Origin of the sequence: Streptomyces sp. NPDC053474, from assembly GCF_044544845.1 — a bacterium.
Taxonomy (GTDB): domain Bacteria; phylum Actinomycetota; class Actinomycetes; order Streptomycetales; family Streptomycetaceae; genus Streptomyces.
On the sequence record NZ_JBITXV010000008.1, the window covers coordinates 228,735 to 246,814 of the forward strand.

General features: G+C 73.6%; 12 protein-coding genes. 4 read left to right on the forward strand and 8 right to left on the reverse strand.

The window, feature by feature from the left end; translation table 11 throughout:
• Window positions 1–214 precede the first annotated feature (214 nt).
• Genes ACIG3E_RS20760 through ACIG3E_RS20770 form a run of 3 tightly spaced genes read right to left on the reverse strand, consistent with a single transcriptional unit; the run spans window position 215 to window position 4,093 of the window.
• Window positions 215–2,608 carry a xanthine dehydrogenase family protein molybdopterin-binding subunit gene (locus ACIG3E_RS20760; protein WP_399618307.1) on the reverse strand — a complete coding sequence of 798 codons (2,394 nt, stop codon included), beginning with the start codon at window positions 2,606–2,608 and terminating at the stop codon, window positions 215–217.
• A 4-nt stretch (window positions 2,609–2,612) separates the two neighbouring features.
• Complete coding sequence (locus ACIG3E_RS20765; protein WP_399618310.1) at window positions 2,613–3,203, reverse strand: (2Fe-2S)-binding protein; 591 nt, start codon at window positions 3,201–3,203, stop codon at window positions 2,613–2,615.
• Window positions 3,203–4,093, reverse strand: coding sequence for an FAD binding domain-containing protein (locus ACIG3E_RS20770; protein ID WP_399618313.1), 891 nt, complete (start codon window positions 4,091–4,093; stop codon window positions 3,203–3,205). Before ACIG3E_RS20770 ends, ACIG3E_RS20765 begins: the two co-directional genes overlap by 1 nt.
• Before the next feature lie 482 nt (window positions 4,094–4,575).
• Here ACIG3E_RS20770 and ACIG3E_RS20775 point away from each other — a divergent pair, with 482 nt between their 5' ends.
• Window positions 4,576–6,333: a PucR family transcriptional regulator gene (locus tag ACIG3E_RS20775; RefSeq protein ID WP_399618315.1), complete on the forward strand. Its 1,758-nt coding sequence runs from the start codon at window positions 4,576–4,578 to the stop codon at window positions 6,331–6,333.
• A 163-nt stretch (window positions 6,334–6,496) separates the two neighbouring features.
• Window positions 6,497–7,273: a hypothetical protein gene (locus ACIG3E_RS20780; protein ID WP_399618318.1), complete on the forward strand. Its 777-nt coding sequence runs from the start codon at window positions 6,497–6,499 to the stop codon at window positions 7,271–7,273.
• Window positions 7,274–7,469: 196 nt separating this feature from the next.
• Here the strand turns inward: ACIG3E_RS20780 and ACIG3E_RS20785 are convergent, their stop codons facing one another.
• Window positions 7,470–10,571 (reverse strand): alpha-mannosidase, encoded by a 3,102-nt coding sequence (locus tag ACIG3E_RS20785; protein ID WP_399618321.1) that lies wholly within the window; start codon window positions 10,569–10,571, stop codon window positions 7,470–7,472.
• A 245-nt stretch (window positions 10,572–10,816) separates the two neighbouring features.
• Between ACIG3E_RS20785 and ACIG3E_RS20790 the strand changes: the two genes are divergently transcribed.
• Window positions 10,817–11,218 carry an ATP-binding protein gene (locus ACIG3E_RS20790; protein WP_399618324.1) on the forward strand — a complete coding sequence of 134 codons (402 nt, stop codon included), beginning with the start codon at window positions 10,817–10,819 and terminating at the stop codon, window positions 11,216–11,218.
• Window positions 11,219–11,518: 300 nt separating this feature from the next.
• Here ACIG3E_RS20790 and ACIG3E_RS20795 read toward each other — a convergent pair whose 3' ends face one another.
• Entirely contained in the window at window positions 11,519–12,571 is a 1,053-nt protein-coding gene (locus ACIG3E_RS20795) for a DUF2637 domain-containing protein (RefSeq protein ID WP_366795170.1), read from the reverse strand.
• Between the two features lie 205 nt (window positions 12,572–12,776).
• Window positions 12,777–13,646, reverse strand: coding sequence for a (2Fe-2S)-binding protein (locus ACIG3E_RS20800; protein WP_399618328.1), 870 nt, complete (start codon window positions 13,644–13,646; stop codon window positions 12,777–12,779).
• 183 nt (window positions 13,647–13,829) lie between these two features.
• On the opposite strand from ACIG3E_RS20800, the gene ACIG3E_RS20805 reads away from it, so the two are divergent.
• Complete coding sequence (locus tag ACIG3E_RS20805; RefSeq protein ID WP_399618330.1) at window positions 13,830–14,555, forward strand: GntR family transcriptional regulator; 726 nt, start codon at window positions 13,830–13,832, stop codon at window positions 14,553–14,555.
• 235 nt (window positions 14,556–14,790) lie between these two features.
• Here the strand turns inward: ACIG3E_RS20805 and ACIG3E_RS20810 are convergent, their stop codons facing one another.
• A complete protein-coding gene (locus ACIG3E_RS20810) occupies window positions 14,791–16,533 on the reverse strand; it encodes a pyruvate dehydrogenase (protein ID WP_399618333.1) in 1,743 nt (580 codons plus the stop codon).
• Window positions 16,534–16,587: 54 nt separating this feature from the next.
• Window positions 16,588–17,538, reverse strand: a complete 951-nt coding sequence (locus ACIG3E_RS20815; protein WP_399618335.1) for a protein phosphatase 2C domain-containing protein — start codon at window positions 17,536–17,538, stop codon at window positions 16,588–16,590.
• Between the last annotated feature and the right edge of the window lie 542 nt (window positions 17,539–18,080).

Here is an 18,080-nt window from a genome sequence, read left to right on the forward strand (position 1 = left end):
AAGGTTCAAAGGGGCACCCGCGTCGGGCGGCGGGATTTGGGATGGTGTGTTGGCTGCACGACCCGGGGGACGGCCCGAGGCGAACGTAAGCGTGGTACTGGACTGCTGCGGGACCGGGTGACCGTCGGGTGGTCGGCCGCCCGGCGCCGGGGTGCCGTCGCTGTGCCCACCCGTTCCGCCCAGCGGAACGCCTGCCCACAGCGACGGCGGCCGCCTATGCGGTACCGGTGAGGTGCTCCGGACGTACCGGCGTCCTGTTCAGTTCGAGCCCGGTCGCGGCGCGGATGGCGGCGAGGACCGCGGGTGTCGACGACAGGGTCGGGGCCTCGCCGATGCCACGAAGGCCGTACGGGGCGTGCTCGTCGGCGAGTTCGAGCACGTCGACCGGGATGGTCGGCGTGTCGAGGATGGTCGGGAGCAGATAGTCCGTGAAGGAGGGGTTCCTGACCTTCGCCGTCTTGGGGTCGACGACGATCTCCTCCATCACCGCGATGCCCATGCCCTGGATGGTGCCGCCCTGGATCTGGCCGAGGACGGAGAGCGGGTTGAGCGCCTTGCCGACGTCCTGCGCGCAGGCCAGTTCGATGACCTTGACGAGGCCGAGCTCGGTGTCGACCTCGACGACGGCGCGGTGCGCGGCGAAGGAGTACTGGACGTGGCCGTTGCCCTGCCCGGTGCGCAGGTCGAACGGCTCGGTGGGCCGGTGGCGCCACTCCAGCTCGATGTCGACGGCCTCGCCCTGAAGGACGTCCACGAGGTCGGCCAGGACCTCGCCGCCGTCGGTGACGACCTTGCCGCCCTCCAGGAGGAGTTCGGCGGTGGCCCACGCCGGGTGGTACGTGCCGAACTTGGCGCGGCCCAGCTCCAGGACCCTCTCGCGCACGGCCTCGCAGGAGTTCTTGACCGCGCCGCCGGTGACGTACGTCTGCCGGGACGCGGACGTCGAGCCCGCGCTGCCCACCTGGGTGTCGGCCGGGTGGATCGTCACCTGCGTGACACCCAGCTCGGTGCGGGCGATCTGCGCGTGCACGGTGACGCCGCCCTGGCCGACCTCGGCCATCGCGGTGTGCACGGTGACGACCGGCTCGCCCGCGACGACCTCCATGCGGACCCGGGCCGTCGAGTAGTCGTCGAAGCCCTCGGAGAAGCCGACGTTCTTGATGCCGACCGCGTAGCCGACGCCGCGGACGACGCCCTCGCCGTGCGTGGTGTTGGACAGGCCGCCGGGCAGCTGGCGCACGTCCGAGCCCTCGGTGGTCTCCCACTGGCGCTCCGGCGGCAGCGGCATCGCCTTGACCCGGCGCAGGAGTTCGGCGACCGGGGCGGGCGAGTCGACCGGCTGCCCGGTCGGCATGATCGTGCCCTGCTCCATGGCGTTGAGCTGCCGGAACTCGACGGGGTCCATGCCGAGCTCGGCGGCCAGCTTGTCCATCTGCGCCTCGTACGCGAAGCACGCCTGGACCGCGCCGAAGCCGCGCATGGCGCCGCAGGGCGGGTTGTTGGTGTACAGCGCGATCGCCTCGATGTCCACGTCGTCGACGACGTAGGGGCCGACGCTCAGCGAGGAGGCGTTGCCGACCACGGCCGGGGACGCGGAGGCGTACGCGCCGCCGTCCAGGACGATCCGGCACTTCATGTGGGTGAGCTTGCCGTCCTTGGTGGCCCCGTGCTCGTAGTGGAGCTTGGCGGGGTGGCGGTGGACGTGCCCGAAGAAGGACTCGAAGCGGTTGTAGACGATCTTGACCGGCTTGCCGGTGCGCAGCGCAAGGAGGCAGGCGTGGATCTGCATCGACAGGTCCTCGCGGCCGCCGAAGGCGCCGCCGACGCCCGCGAGCGTCATCCGGACCTTGTCCTCGGGCAGCCCGAGGACGGGGGCGATCTGCTTGAGGTCCGAGTGCAGCCACTGGGTGGCCACGTACAGGTCGACGCCGCCGTCCTCGCCGGGCACGGCGAGGCCGGACTCGGGGCCGAGGAAGGCCTGGTCCTGCATGCCGAAGGTGTAGTCGCCCGTGACGATCACGTCGGCCCGCTTCGCGGCCTCGTCCGCGTCGCCGCGGACGATCGGCTGGCGGTGCACGATGTTCGGGTGCGGGACGTGGCCCGCGTGGTGGTCGTCGCGGCCCTCGTGGACGAGGACCGCGTCCGGCGCCACGGCGCTCGCCTCGTCGGTGATGACGGGCAGCTCGCGGTACTCGACCTTGATCTTGGCGGCGGCGCGGCGCGCGGTCTCCGGGTGGTCGGCGGCCACGAGGGCCACCGGCTCGCCGTGGTGGCGGACCTTGCCGTGGGCGAGGACCGGGGTGTCCTGGATCTCCAGGCCGTAGTTCTTCACCTCGGTCGGCAGGTCGTCGTAGGTGAGGACCGCGTAGACGCCCGCGGTCGCCAGGGCCGCGCCGGTGTCGATGGAGACGATCTCGGCGTGCGCGACCGGGGAGCGCAGGATCTGGCCCCACAGCATGTCCTCGTGCCACATGTCGGACGAGTACGCGAACTCGCCGGTGACCTTGAGGACGCCGTCCGGGCGGAGCGTGGACTCGCCGATGCCGCCCTTGGTCTGCGAGCCCTGGGTGACGTCGGCGGGGATGCCCGTGGTGCGGGTGTCGGCCATGGCCTCAGACCTCCTGGGTCTGGCGCGCGGCGGCGAGGCGGACCGCGTCCAGGATCTTCTCGTAGCCCGTGCAGCGGCACAGGTTGCCGGAGAGGGCCTCGCGGATGTCGGCGTCCGTCGGGTCCGGGTTGCGCTCCAGCATCTCGTCGGCGGCGACGAGCAGGCCCGGGGTGCAGAAGCCGCACTGGACGGCGCCCGCGTCGATGAACGCCTGCTGGACGGGCGAGAGTTCGGCGCCCTCGCCGGTCCGGGAGTCGCCCGAGGCCTGCCAGCGCTTGGCCTGGTCCAGGGAGACCCCGCAGGAGCCGGTGGCGTCGGTGGCGCAACCGCCGTGCTCCGCGCGCTGCTTGGCGAAGTCCGCGAGGCCCTCGACGGTGACGACCTCGCGCCCCTCCACCTGCCCGGCCGCGACCAGGCAGGCGCACACCGGCACCCCGTCGAGGCGGACGGTGCAGGAGCCGCACTCGCCCTGCTCGCAGGCGTTCTTCGACCCGGGAAGACCGAGCCGCTCGCGCAGCACGTACAGCAGGGACTCGCCCTCCCACACGTCGTCGGCTTCCTGCGGACGGCCGTTGACCGTGAAGTTGACACGCATTACGCGACTCCCTCCGTGCCGCGGCCCGCGCCGCGGTAGGACTCCCAGGTCCAGCCGAGCGTGCGGCGGGCCATGATGCCGACGGCGTGGCGACGGTAGCTCGCCGTACCGCGGACGTCGTCGATCGGGTTGGCGGCGCCGGAGACCAGGTCCGCGAACTGCTTGGCGACCGACGGGGTGATGATCTTCCTGCTGTCCCAGAAGCCGCCCTCGTCGAGCGCCGCGTTCAGGAAGTCCTCGGCCGCCTGCGCGCGGATCGGGGTCGGGGCGGCCGAGCCGATGCCGGTGCGCACGGTGCGGCTCCCGGGGTGCAGCGCGATGCCGAAGGCGCACACGGCGATCACCATCGCGTTGCGGGTGCCGACCTTCGAGTACTGCTGCGGGCCCTCCGCCTTCTTGATGTGCACGGCCCTGATCAGCTCGTCGGGGGCGAGCGCGTTGCGCTTCACCCCGGTGTAGAAGTCGTCGATCGGGATCAGCCGGGTGCCGCGCACGGACTCCGCCTCGACCTCGGCGCCCGCGGCGAGGAGCGCCGGATGGGCGTCACCGGCCGGGGACGCGGTGCCCAGGTTGCCGCCGACGCCGCCGCGGTTGCGGATCTGCGGCGACGCCACGGTGTGCGAGGCGAGCGCGAGGCCGGGCAGCTCGGCGCGCAGGTGCTCCATGATGTGGGTGTACGGAACGGAGGCGCCGAGCCGGACGGAGTCCTCGCCGACCTCCCACTCCCGCAGCTCACCGATGCGGCCCAGGTCCAGGAGGTACTCCGGACGCCGGTGGTCGAAGTTGATCTCGACCATGACGTCGGTGCCACCCGCGATCGGCACAGCCGTGGGGTGCTCGGCCTTCGCGGCGAGCGCCTCCTCCCAGCTGGCGGGGCGAAGGAAGTCCATGAGTGGCTCTCTCTTCGTAATCGTGCGTCGTCATCGTGCTCGGTGCGCGTACGCGGTGCCGGTACGCCGTGCTGGTACGCGGTGCTGCGTGACCGGCGGCGCTGCTGCTGATCGTGAACGCCGGGCGCGGTCTTCCGGGGGACGCGGCCGTCCGCCTTCCGGGTGGTGGCGGTGGTGCGCCTTCCGAGTGGAGGCGATCGATCCGGCCACGTGGGCCGTAGGCCTCTCGACTGCTCGTTCATGTCCTGTTAACGCGGAGTGGGGCAAGTACACCGCCCGCTCCTCCCATGGGGTCAGTCACCGAAACCATGAAGGAGTTAGCTGGCCAAGCCGTGAGTCTTGTAGATTCGTATGAAGAACAGGCCCCGGCAACCTCGCGGCATCCCCCGGGAAACCGCCAGGACACCGAGGCCCGCGGTCCCCGGAACCCCCGGCGCGGCCGGGCACACACGAAATCGAGACAGATCGGCGGCGACGACACGATGCGGCTGCGCGCACTCCTTGACACCGACGCCCTTGGCCTCAGGCTGCTCGGCGGCGAGGACGAGCTCGACCGCACCGTCCGCGGCGTGATGACCACGGACCTGCGCGACCCCAGCCGCTATCTGGGCGGCGGCGAGCTGGTCCTCACCGGCCTCGCCTGGCGCCGGGACGCCGCCGACACGGAGCCGTTCGTACGGATCCTCGCGACCGCCGGGGTCGCGGCGCTCGCGGCGGGCGAGGCCGAGCTGGGCGACATCCCCGACGACCTCGTCCAGGCCTGCGCCCGCCACCGGCTCCCGCTCTTCGCCGTCAACGAGTCGGTGGCGTTCGCGACGATCACCGAGCACGTCGTGCGCCAGGTCTCGGGCGAGCGCGCCGGGGACCTCGCGGCCGTCGTGGACCGGCACCGGCGCCTGATGACCTCGGGCCCCGCGGGCGGCGGCCCGGACGTCGTCCTCGACCTGCTCGGCTCCGACCTGGACCTGCGCGCCTGGGTCCTGTCCCCCGCCGGGCGCGCCATCGCCGGAGCGGCCGCGGGCGCGCCCGGCCTCTCGGCCCGGATCCGCGCCCGGCTCGCCGGGGAGCACCTGGCCGCCGCCCGCACCGGGCGGCGCGGGCCGCACCGGGTGAGCGTGGACGGGGTCACGTACTCGCTGTTCCCCATCCGCTCCAGCGGCCGGGGCGGCGCGGGCGCCTCCCGGGACGTCCGCGAGAGCGTCCTGTCCGACTGGCTGCTCGCCGTCGAGGCCGACGCGGGCGACTGGCCCGAGGAGCGGCTCGACCTGCTCCAGGGCGTCACCCAGCTGATCGCCGTCGAGCGGGACCGCAGGGACGCGGCGCGCACGGTGCGCCGCCGCCTCGCGCAGGAGGTCCTCGAACTGGTCCAGACGGGTGCCGCGCCCGCCGAGATCGCCGCCCGCCTGCGGGTCGCGGCGCCGGTGCTCCTGCCCGGGCTCGGCGCGGCCCCGCACTGGCAGGTCGTGGTGGCCCGGGTGGAGTGGGACGAGGTCCAGGGCGGGCCCGCGGCCGACGCCGGCGGGCGCCGGGCGGGCGAGCCCTCGGGGTCCTCGATCGACGGCGGGCGCCGCGCGGGCATCGAGAGCGGCCCGGTCGCCCAGGCGCTCCTGGAGGAGATCCTCGTCGACCCGGCGACCGCGGGCCCCGACCCGTCGGACCGGATCGCCGTCGCGCACACCGGCGACGAGGCCGTCGCGCTCGTGCCACTGCCCGCGATGTCCCCGGAGGCCGAGGGCGGCGACGCGGGCCTGCTCGCCGACGCCCTCCTCGCCGCCGTGCGCGAGCCCCTGACGGCGGGCCTCGCCGACGACGGCCGCCTCACCCTCGGCGTCAGCGCCGCCGTGCACTCCGCGGAGGGCCTGCGCGGCGCCCTGGAGGAGGCCCGGCACGCCCGCCGGGTCGCGGCCGCCCGCCCCGGCCGGGTCTGCGCCGCGGGCCACCAGGAGCTGGCGTCGCACGTGCTGCTGCTGCCGTTCGTGCCCGACGACGTGCGCCGCGCGTTCACGGCCCGCCTCCTCGATCCGCTGCGCGAGTACGACCGCCGCCACCGCGCGGAGCTCATCCCCACCCTGGAGGCGTTCCTCGACTGCGACGGCTCCTGGACGCGCTGCGCGACCCGGCTGCACCTGCACGTCAACACGCTGCGCTACCGCGTGGGCCGAATCGAGCAGTTGACGGGCCGTGACCTCGCGCGCCTGGAGGACAAGCTGGATTTCTTCTTGGCATTGCGGATGAGCTGAGCCACGGGCGCGGGCGCGCGCCGGTCGGCTCAGCCCAAAACCACACCATCCGCCTCCCCCAACTTTGTGAAATCCTTCACCCACCCCCTTGGCCCCGCGCGCCGTTCCGTGCTGAGATTCGCCCACGACTCAACAGCTCAATGGTGCGCTAGGGGAGGGCAACGTGGCGCATACCGCCATGTCTGGTACGGGAAATGGCTCAGGGCACGATCCACTCCAGACCGCGGTATGGCGGCTGCGCTCGCGCGGCTGCTGGACCGACGCCGCAGCACTGCTCGCGCCCCGGGAGGGCGCGGCCGCCGCGCTCCAGAGAACCTCGCTGCTCGTCGAGCGCTGCCTGTTCACCGGGGAGGGCTGGGCCGAGGCCGAGGACGGCCTGCGGACCGCGGAGGCCGTCGCCGACGATGACGACGCGCGCGGGGCCGCCGCCTGCGAGCGGGGCCAACTCGCCTACGCGGCGACCGTGTTGGGCGTACGCGACCGCGCCGACGAGGCCCGTACCGCGCTCGGCCGCGCCGCCGCGCTGCTCGCGCCCGGGGCCGCCGGGCGGGCTTTGCTGGACTTCCGCCGTGGCCTGGTCGCCGAGCACCTCGCCGACTCGCCGCAGGCCGCGCGGGCCGCGTACCGGCGCGCGCACGCCGGGGCCACCGCGCACGAGGATTCCCTCCTCCTCTCCTTCACCTGGCGGCACCTCGCCGGACTCGCCCTGCGCGAAGGGGAGTTGGCGGAGGCCCGGCACGGCTTCTCCGAATCCCTGCGGCTGCGCGAGGAGTTGGGGTTCCTGGTCGGCACCGCCCCCGCCCTCGCCGCCCTCGCCAACGCCGAACCCGAACCCGAGGCCTCCCGCCTCCGCGCCGAAGCCACCCGCCTCTTCCGCCTCCTCGGCGGCGTCCCCTCCTGGCTGGCCCCCCAACTCACCCCACCGGCCCCGGCGGCATAACCCTCGCGGGGCGCCCCAGACCCGCCCCTTCCCGATCCGGGGGCTGCCGCCCCCGCGCCCCCGCTTTTTCGGCGCTCCGCGCCTCGTCCTCAAACGCCGGACGGGCTATGAATAGCCCCTCCGGCGTTTGAGGAGCGGGGTCTGGGGCGGAGCCCCAGGAATCGGGAAGGGGCGGGCCTGGGGCGCGCCGCGAGGCCTACGCCGGGCGGAGTCGCAGCGTCACGATCTGGAAGGGCCGCAGGGAGAGGGAGAGCCCCGCGCCGGTGGTGGCGGCGGGGTGCAGGGGGCGCTCCAGGAGGTCCGTGACCTCGGCGCGGGCGACGGCGAACGCCGAGGTCAGCACCGCCCGAGCCCGCCCGCCCCGGGACTCGTACAGCCGCACCACCACATCCCCGCTCCGATCCTCCGCGAGCTTCACCGACTCCACCGTCACCCCCGGATGGTCGACCCGCACGAGCGGCGCCACGTCCCCCGTCTCCGCCACCCGCACCGGCAGGTTCAGCGCGAGGCCCTCGGCCACGGCGTCCCCGACCTCCGCCCCCGGGAGCAGCGCGTACGTGAACCGGTGCGTCCCCACGTCCGTGTCCGGGTCGGGGCTGTGCGGCGCCCGAAGCAGCGTGAGGCGCACGGTCGTGCCGAGCCCCTCGGCGTGCTCGGCGCGCGTCACGTCGTGGCCGTACGTCGAGTCGTTGAGTACCGCGACCCCGTACCCGTCCTCGCCCACCCGCAGCCACCGGTGCGCGCAGATCTCGAACCGGGCCGCGTCCCAGCCGGTGTTGGCGTGCGTCGGCCGGTGCACGTGCCCGAACTGGATCTCCGCCGTGGACCGTTCGGCGTGCACGTCCAGCGGGAACGCGGCCTTGAGCACCTTCTCCGACTCGCGCCAGTCCACGTCCGTGACCACGTCGAGGCGGCGGCTGCCCGCCGCGAGCCGCAGCTCCTGCGTGATCCGCGAGCCGTCACCGAAGGCGCGTACGACCCGTACACAGGCGCGCAGCGGCCCGTCCTCGACCAGCTCCACGGACTCGGCGGCCGTCAGGTCGGCGTGCCGGTGGCGGTAGTGCTGGTCCAGGTCCCAGGCGTCGTAACGGGTGGGGTGGTCCGGGTGCAGCTGGAGGAGGTTGCCGCGGGACCCGGGCGCGAGGACCTCGCGGTCGTGGTCCAGGTCCCGTACGGAGGCGAGCAGCCCGTCGGCGTCGACGGTGACGCGCAGGTGCCCGTTCGTCAGGATGATCTCGGTGCCGGTCCGCGTCGCCGACGTCACCGCCTCCGGGGCGCGCTCGTGACCTGCGGCGGCGGCAAGGCTGCGGGTGCCGAGCGGGCCCACGTGCACATGGGTGAGCGCGCCGTCGTGCTCGACGACCTCGCTGCGCGCGTACGGCGACGCGTTCAGGACGCAGACGTCACCGGCGCCCAGGTGCCGTACCGCGTCCGCCGTGATGCCGTCCAGCTCGGCGAGCACGCGCGCGTAGGTGTCCCGCGCCTCCCGGTGCACCCAGGCGATGGACGAACCCGGCAGGATGTCGTGGAACTGGTGCAGCAGGACCGTCTTCCACAGCCGGTCGAGGGCGTCGTACGGATAGGCGTACGCGGGGTCCCTGAGCGCGGCCGTCGCGCACCACAACTCGGCTTCCCTGAGGGCGTGTTCGCTGCGTCGGTTGCCGCGCTTGGTCGCCGCCTGCGTCGTGTACGTCGCCCGGTGCAGCTCCAGATACAGCTCGCCGGACCACACCGGCGCCCGCTCGCCGTACTCCTCCTCGGCCGCCGCGAAGAACGCCGAGGGCCGCTCGATCTCGACCCGGGGCGAGCCCTCCAGGGAGCGCAGCCTGCGGGCCCGCTCCAGCATCTCGCGGGTGGGCCCGCCCCCGCCGTCGCCCCAGCCGAACGGCACCAGGGAGCGGGTCGCGCGCCCCTTCTCAGCGAAGTTCCGCTCGGCGTGGGCCAGTTCGGAGCCGAGGAACTGGGAGTTGTAGGTGTCCACGGGCGGGAAGTGCGTGAACACGCGGGTGCCGTCGATGCCCTCCCACCAGAACGTGTGGTGCGGCATCTTGTTGGACTGGTTCCAGCTCAGCTTCTGGGTGAGGAACCAGCGCACGCCCGCGAGCCGCGCGAGCTGCGGGAAGGCGGCCGTGTACCCGAAGGAGTCGGGCAGCCAGATCTCCTCGGTGTCGACCCCGAACTCCTCCTGGAAGAACCGCTTGCCGTGCACGAGCTGCCGGGCCAGGGCCTCCCCGCCCGGCATGTTCGCGTCCGACTCCACCCACATCGAGCCGACGGGCGCCCAGTTCCCCGCCGCCACCGCCTTCTTGATCCGCTCCCAGATGTGCGGCTGGTGCTCCTTCACCCACGCGTACTGCTGTGCCTGTGAGCAGGCGAAGACCAGCTCCGGGTAGTCGCGCGCGAGCGCCGTCACATTGGCGAACGTCCGGGACGCCTTGCGCACCGTCTCGCGCAGTGGCCACAGCCACGCCGAGTCGATGTGCGCGTGCCCGGCAGCCGACACGCGGTGGGAGCTGGCGTGCGCGGGGCGCGCGAGCACCTCGGCCAGCTCCGCGCGCGCCGCCGCGGCGGTCCCCCGTACGTCGTGCGGGTCGAGCGCGTCGAGCATGTCCTCCAGGGCGCGCAGGATCTCGTGGCGCCGCGGCCGCGCCGCGTCCAGTTCGCCCATCAGCTCGGCCAGGACCTCGATGTCCAGGAGCAGATGCCAGACGGCCTCGTCGAGTACGGCCAGGTCGGCAGCGGCGAATCGGTACATCGGCCGATCGCCCGCGGTCAGGACGTCGCCGAGCCGGGTCGGCACGAAGTCGTGCAGGACCGCCGGGTTGGCCGCCGCCTCCAGCAGCAGGTGCACCGGCTCACCGCCCTCGGCGGGGGCCGCGACGGGCACGTGCCGGTTGCGCGGGTGAATGCCCTTGAGCGGGACCCCGGCGGCGTCGTGGACCAGGCCCTCCGCCTGGAACCCGGGCCCTTCGCCGGTGAACCCCGGATCGACGACCGCCTCCACCCGCCGCCCGCGCCACGCCTCGGGCACCTGCCCTTCCATGCGGAACCAACTCGTCGACCAGGGCTTTCCCCAGGCCGTACCGGCGTCGAAGGGCTCGTACGACGCCGTGAGCGCCTCGGCGACCGGCACGGTTCCCCAAGCTCTCGGCTCCGCTCGAGCAGGGGAGGCCCCATTGCCGGGCGCGTGCCACACGGAGAGCGCGAGCGGCACGCGGTCCGCGTACTGGGCGGGGCGGATGAACTGCCGCACCGCGCGTTCCAGGCGCTCCTCCACCAGACGTCGGTCGTCGTGCACGGCGGCTCCTCCACATGGTCGATCCCGAGTGGTACTCGGCTTCACTTCCCCTCAACCCATCGGCGCATCCGTTTCGTTGGTTGACGAATGGACATGAGTGGGCCCAAGTGGGGCGGGCATGCATCCCGTGAGCATGTTCGATGACGGACTTGTGGGCGGGGGTCATGGTCAGGTACGCGCAAGGAGGTGCCGCCGTCGGTTGGGGGGCGGCCCCGGTGAGACGAGAGGACCATCAAGTCGACGGCGTGACGAGCGAGAGCGGGCTCCAGCTGCGGCGCAGACTGGGGCGTTCCGACCTCAGGGCGGTGTCCGAGGCCCGCGCGGCGCTGCGGGACCTGCTGCGGCGCTGCTGGGGGCGCTCCGGCAAGTCCGACGTGGCCGAGCTCCTCACCAGTGAGCTGGTCACGAACGCCCTGGTGCACACCGACCGGGACGCGGTCCTGACGGCGACGGTGGGGCCGCGGCGGCTGCGGGTGGAGGTCCGGGACTTCGTGGGACGGCGGCCGCGGGTGCGGGCGCCCGCGGCGGGCGACGCCACGCACGGGCGTGGCCTGATGCTCGTCCAGTCCCTCGCGGACGCGTGGGGGGTGCGGGCGCATGGCGTGGGCAAGGCGGTGTGGTTCGAACTGGACACGGACGGCTTCTAGCCCTCGCGGCGGCGCCCCAGACCCGCCCCTTCCCGAACCAGGGGCGGCTGCCCCTGGCACCCCGCCCGTTCATCGCGCTGGCGCGCTCGTCCTCAAGCGCCGGACGGGCTGATTAGTGCCCCTGCGGGCCGCATGTCGTCTGCGGCCCGCACCGGGGACTTTCAGCCCGTCGAGGGGGTACCCCCTGCTCCTTAAGAGCTTGGGGGAGTTTGAGGACGAGGCGCGGAGCGCCGACAAACGGGGGCACGGGGGCGGAGCCCCCGGTTCGGGAAGGGGCGGGTCTGGGGCGCACCGCGAGGGTTAGCCGAACTGTTGTTCCAGGTCCTTCAGCTTGCGCTCCAGCGAGTCGAGGCGCGGAATCGTCTGCGTATCGTCCTCGGCCGTGAGATCGACCGTGACGGTCTCAGGGCCGCCCTTGACGGCCTGGAGGGAGGGACGCGACCGTACGGGCAACTGCTCCTGCTGCGGCGGAGCCGCTATGGCAGGGTCCGCGCCGACCTGCGCGGACCCCACCGACGGCGCCACGGCCTGGACGTCGACCTGCCGACCTCCGCGCCCGTGGTAGCCACGGCCCCGGCTGATGGCCTTCAGCTGCGCCCGCTCCAGCTTCTCCTGGTCGCGGCGGCGCGTCCGGGCCTGCTCCTTCTCGCGCCGGTCCTCGCGCACCTCCTCGACCGCCTCGTCGAGCGTGCGCACGCCTTCCAGGAGCATCAGCGACCACGCGCCGAACGTCTCCCGGGGCGCCCGCAGCCACCGTACGATCCGGATCTGCGGCAGCGGCCGCGGTACGAGGCCCTGTTCGCGCAGGGCCGCGCGGCGGGTCTGCTTGAGGGCCCGGTCGAAGAGGACGGCCGCGGACAGGGACATCCCGGCGAAGAACTGGGGCGCGCCCGCGTGGCCGAGGCCGCGCGGCGCGTGCACCCAGTTGAACCAGGCGGCGGCCCCCGCGAACGTCCACACCAGGAGCCGCGAGCCGAGCGCCGCGTCGCCGTGGCTGGCCTCGCGCACCGCGAGCACGGAGCAGAACATCGCGGCCCCGTCGAGCCCGAACGGCACCAGGTACTCCCAGCCGCCCGACAGGTTCAGGTTCTGCCGACCGAAGCCGACCAGGCCGTGGAAGGAGAGGGCCGCGGCGACGGCCGCGCAACAGAAGAGGAGGACGTAGGAGGCGGTGCCGTAGAGGGCTTCCTTGCGCCTGCGGCGCTCCTCGCTGCGTTCCCACGAGTCGTCGGCGGCGGCCGCCTTCGTCTGGGCTTTCTTGCCCCGTGCGAGCACCGCCACCGCCACTGCCATGCCCAAGAGCAGGACGCCGCCGGGCAGCAGCCAGTCCAGCGATATGTCGGTCAGTCTCATCTGGGGTCCCTTGCGTCGCGGTAGGGCGTTTCGGGCGCCATAGTGACCCACGCCCGACGGCGCTCAAGGGGTTTTCCGGCAAGAGGACGCCAAGTGGGTGGCAAGGACCGCGCCACGCCGGGAATCGTTCGAACTACTGCCAGGAATATGCGAGTTGAGTTCGATTAGGCGGGCGCGCGGGGGTGGCGGGACGGGCCGGAGCGCGTCAAGCCGCGGCCGCGGCGGCCAGCTTGGCGGCGCGGTCCGTGTCGCACATGCGCGGGCAGGTGACGCAGGTCTCCTCGGGCCGCAGCGTGTAGAACATGCAGCAGCTCGCGCGGTCGCGGGTGGGCAGCTTCTCGCCGTTCGGCCCGGTCAGCTCGCGGAACGCGGCCGTGCCGACGTACGGCTTGGTGGCGCCGGGGAGCAGTCGCTCGAGCTCGGCGGTGGCGCGCCGCTCCTCGCCGAGGAGGTGGGCGACGTACCAGATGCCCTCGACGATCTCGTCCGTCGCCATGGCCCACAGCGCCCGCCCGCGGCGGCGCATGCGCGGCCCGAAGCCGTCGAGCAGCGGACCCAGGTGCTCGGCCACGGCGGCCCGCACCTCGGCGCGCAGCGCCTCCTCGTCCGCTACGACGGTGGCGCCGGGCAGTGCCGCCGCCGGGTCGCCCGGCAGGCAGGCGAAGGTGGTGGGGCGCACGGCCAGCTTGCCGAGCGCGCGCTGGAAGGAGACGTGCTCCACGGGGTAGCGCGGCACGCGGCGGTGCAGGAACCACGGCACGGTGAACAGCAGCACGGCGGGCCAGGCGTAGCGGTGCAGCGCGAAGCTGGCCACGACGTCGGGCCGGGCACGCACGCCGTAGTCCTTGAGGACCTGCGCCTCGTCCCAGGCGAGGAACTCCTCGAACTCCGGCCCGGCCGCGGCGAGCCGCGCGACGGAGACCCAGCCGTCGCCCTGGGGCGCCTGTTCGTCCTCGGCCAGCTCCTGGATCCGCAGCCCGGGGTACACCTCGGTGAGCCGGGCGTAGGCGCCCGTGACGGGACTGTGGCGGGGCGCCGAGTGCCGGGCGCCGGGCTCCAGGGTGGGAAGGGACATGCGGGACCGCCGAATCACGATCGATTGCAGGTAAGCCTAACCTTACCCAACATGATCGAGGTTTCAACTGGAGTGCGGTCCGCCTAAGGTGCTTCTCGGGTGATTCGGGTCGTACGTTTCGCGTACGCCGCGATCCCTTACGCGACGGGTGGGGCGCGGGAGCGCGGGAGCGGGAGGTAGACAGTGGAGCGGGCCGGAGCGCGCGCGGCGGAGGCCTCCGCCCGCTGCGCCACCGCGAGGGTCCCGGAGCAGGCCGGGACGGGGAACGACGACCAGGGGGCGCGCGGCGGCGTGCGGCGCAGCTCCGTGCGCGGGCAGGTCCTCGACGCCCTGCGGGCCGCGCTCGTCGACGGCGACCTCGCGCCCGGCGAGGTGTACTCGGCACCCGCCCTCGGGGAGCGCTTCGGTGTGTCCGCGACGCCCGTGCGCGAGGCCATGCAGCAGCTCGCCCTCGAAGGCGCGGTCGAGGTCGTGCCGAACCGGGGGTTCCGGGTCCTGCGGCGCGGCGCGCGGGAGCTCGGGGAGCTGGCCGAGGTGCGGGCCCTGATAGAGGTGCCGGTGATGCTGCGGCTCGCCCGCAGCGTGCCCGCCGGGCGGTGGGAGGCGCTGCGGCCGCTCGCGGAGGCCACGGTGGTGGCCGCGGCGGCCGGTGACCGGGCCCGCTACGCGGACGCGGACCGGGCCTTCCACCGGGCCCTGCTCGGGCTCTCCGGCAACGGGCAGCTCGTCCAGGTCGCCGACGACCTGCACCGCCGCTCCCAGTGGCCCCTGGTCACCGGCCCCGTCCACCCCCGCCGCGCGGACCTCGTCGCGGACGCGGCCGAGCACACGACCCTCCTGGACGCGCTGATCGCGGGCGACCTGCCGGTGGTGCACACGTTGGTCACGGAACACTTCGCAGGCAGCTGAGCCTTGCCGCCCCTGGCTCCCCGCCCGTTCATCGCGCTGGCGCGCTCGTCCTCAAACGCCGGACGGGCTAAAACCTGCCGCAAGCGGCACCATCCAGCCCGTCGAGGGGGTACCCCCTGCTCCTTAAGAGCTTGGGGGAGTTTGAGGACGAGGCGCGGAGCGCCGAAAAAGCGGGGGCACGGGGGCGGCAGCCCCCGGATCGGGAAGGGGCGGGATTGGGGAGCCCCGCTAGGGCTCAAGGCCGAGGGATGTTGCGCAAGTTGGAGCGGGCCATCTGGACCATGCGGCCCACCCCTCCGTCGAGGACGATCTTGCTGGCGGAGAGGGCGAAGCCGGTGACCATGTCGGAGCTGATCTTCGGGGGGATGGAGAGGGCGTTGGGGTCGGTGACGATGTCGACGAGGGCGGGGCCCTTGTGGGCGAAGGCGTCCTTGAGGGCGCCGGCGAGTTGCTTGGGCTTCTCCACGCGGACGCCGTAGGCCCCGGCCGCCCGGGCCACGGCGGCGAAGTCCGGGTTGTGGTTGGCGGTGCCGTACGAGGGCAGGCCCGCGACGAGCATCTCCAGCTCCACCATCCCCAGGGACGAGTTGTTGAAGAGGACCACCTTCACCGGCAGGTCGTACTGCACGAGCGTGAGGAAGTCGCCCATCAGCATGGAGAAGCCGCCGTCGCCCGACAGGGAGACGACCTGCCGTTTGCGGTCGGTGAACTGGGCGCCGATCGCCTGCGGCAGCGCGTTCGCCATGGAGCCGTGGCTGAAGGAGCCGATGATGCGGCGCTTGCCGTTCGGGGTGAGGTAGCGGGCCGCCCAGACGTTGCACATGCCGGTGTCGACGGTGAAGACCGCGGAGTCGTCCGCCAGGTCGTCGAGGACCGACGCCACGTACTCGGGGTGGATCGGTACGTGCTTCTCGACCTTGCGGGTGTAGGCCTTGATCACGCCTTCGAGCGCGTCGGCGTGTTTCTTGAGCATCTTGTCGAGGAACTTGCGGTTGCTCTTCGGCGAGACGCGCGGGGTCAGACAGCGCAGCGTCTCGCGCACGTCGCCCCAGACCGCGAGGTCGAGGCGGGAGCGGCGCCCCAGGTTCTCGGGCCGTACGTCGACCTGGACGATCTTCACGTCGTCGGGCAGGAAGGCGTTGTAGGGGAAGTCGGTGCCGAGCAGGATCAGCAGGTCGCACTCGTGGGTCGCCTCGTACGCGGCGCCGTAGCCGAGCAGTCCGCTCATGCCCACGTCGTACGGGTTGTCGTACTGGATCCACTCCTTGCCGCGCAGGGCGTGCCCGACCGGGGCCTTGAGCTTCTCGGCGAAGGCCATGACCTCGGCGTGCGCCCCCGCGGTGCCGCTGCCGCAGAACAGCGTGACCTTGTCCGCCTCGTCGATCATCGCGGCGAACTTGTCGATCTCGGCGTCGCCGGGGCGCACGGAGGGGCGCGCGGTGACCAGGGCCGTCTCGGCGGCCTTGTCCGGGGCGGGCTCGGAGGCGATGTCGCCGGGCAGCGAGACGACGCTGACGCCGGACTGCCCCACGGCGTGCTGGATGGCGGTCTGGAGCAGGCGCGGCATCTGCTTCGGGCTGGAGATCAGTTCGCTGTAGTGACTGCACTCGCGGAACAGCTGGTCGGGGTGGGTCTCCTGGAAGTAGCCGAGGCCGATCTCGGAGGAGGGGATGTGGGAGGCCAGGGCGAGCACCGGGGCCATGGAGCGGTGGGCGTCGTAGAGGCCGTTGATGAGGTGCAGGTTGCCGGGGCCGCAGGAGCCCGCGCAGGCGGCGAGGGTGCCGGTGACCTGGGCCTCCGCTCCGGCCGCGAAGGCGGCGGTCTCCTCGTGCCTGACCTGGATCCAATCGATCCGCGGGGTGCGCCGGATCGCGTCGACGACGGGATTGAGGCTGTCGCCGACCACTCCGTAGAGCCGCTTGACCCCGGCGCGGACGAGGATGTCGACGAACTGCTCGGCGACGTTCTGCTTGGCCATGTCTTCATGCACCCCTTCGGTCGCTATGGGTCCATGAATTCACAGGGGCCGCGCTCACGCCTCCCAAACGGCCGCGGCCGTACGATCATCGGCGTATCCCTTGACCCGTACTTGGGTGTCGGCGAGGAACGCGGCGAGGCCGGGCGGCCCACCCTCGGCCCACCGGCGGGTCAGGTGCCGGGCCAGCTCGGGCTCGCCGCGCAGCGGTTCGGCGAGGCCGCCGGTGCACAACAGCAGCGTGTCGCCCGGGCGGGCGACGGAGGCGCGGAAGCGGAAGGGGTCGCGGGGCGGGGCGGGCGCCGGTTCGTACGGGCTCGGGGGCGTGGTGATGCCCAGGTCCATGGTGAGCCGGTCGCCCTCGGGGGTCTCGGCGGGCGGCGAGCCGAAGCCGACGACGGCGGCGCCCGTGGTGGTGGCGACGCGCGGTTCGATGTCCTGCCACTCGCCGCCGCGCAGCCGGAACAGGCCGCCGGAGCCGACGCCGAAGAACACCCGGGTGCGGCAGCGCGGGTCGGCGGGCAGCAGCAGACAGCGCAGCGAGGCCGTGTACTCCTCCGGTTCGAGCCCGAGGTCGGCGGCGCGTGCGCGCAGCTTGCCGAGGCTGCGGTCGGTGAGGCGGTGCAGGCCCGACTTCAGGTCGCCGCGCCGCGCGGCCCTGATGTCCTGGGCGAGCCGGGCGTGGCTGCGGCCCACGGCCCGGCCGATCCAGGCGCAGGCGTCGGCCGCCGCGCGGTGGGCGCCCGCCGTGGCGCGGGCTCCGGTGGCCATGGCGACCAGGACGAGGGCGTCATCGCCGGTGCCGAAGCGGGCGGTGAGCAGCGCGTCCCGGCGCGGCTCGGCCCGGTACCGGGCGGAGTCCCCGCGGACGGAAGCCGCGCGCAGCGTGCTGGCGCCGTACCGGGCACCGTCGAGCACGGTGTCGGCGACGAGGCTGCCGAGGTCGTCCGGGTCGGCGGCGGGCAGCCCGGTCGGCTCGGCTTCGTAGGTCGGGGGCCCGTCCCCCACGTACGCCCTGGCGGGGAGCTCCGGGGTCTCGCCGACGGCCTCCTGCCCCTCCGGCTCCGCCGGGGCCTTCGGGGGGTGCGAGGCCGCGGCGGTGGCGGCGCTGCTCTCGGTGGAGGGCCGCGTGGGCGACGCGGCGGGCCGCTCGGGCGCGGAGGGGAAGGTGACGGGGCCGGAGGGGGTGGCGGGGGTCCAGGGGGCGGGGGCGCGGTAGGTGGGGGGTGCGGGGGGATTCGTGGGGTGGTCCGTGCGGCTGTCTGTACGGCGGTCCGTGCGGCCGTCTGTACGGCCGTCTGTACGGCGGTCCGTGGGCGGATCCGTGGGCGGGGGTGAGGCGGGGGGCGCCGCGGAGGGAGGGTGGCGGGGTGCCGGGGGGCGGGCCGCCGGGCCGCGGGGTGGCTCGACGCCGGGGGGCCAGGCGGGGGCCGGGGGTGGGGCTGCTGCTGGGGTGGGGGTGGCTGCTGGGGGTGGGGCTACTGCTGGGGGCCTGGTGTCCGGTGTGCCGGGCTTGGGGGCGGGTGTGCCCGGCTCGGGGACGGGTCCGC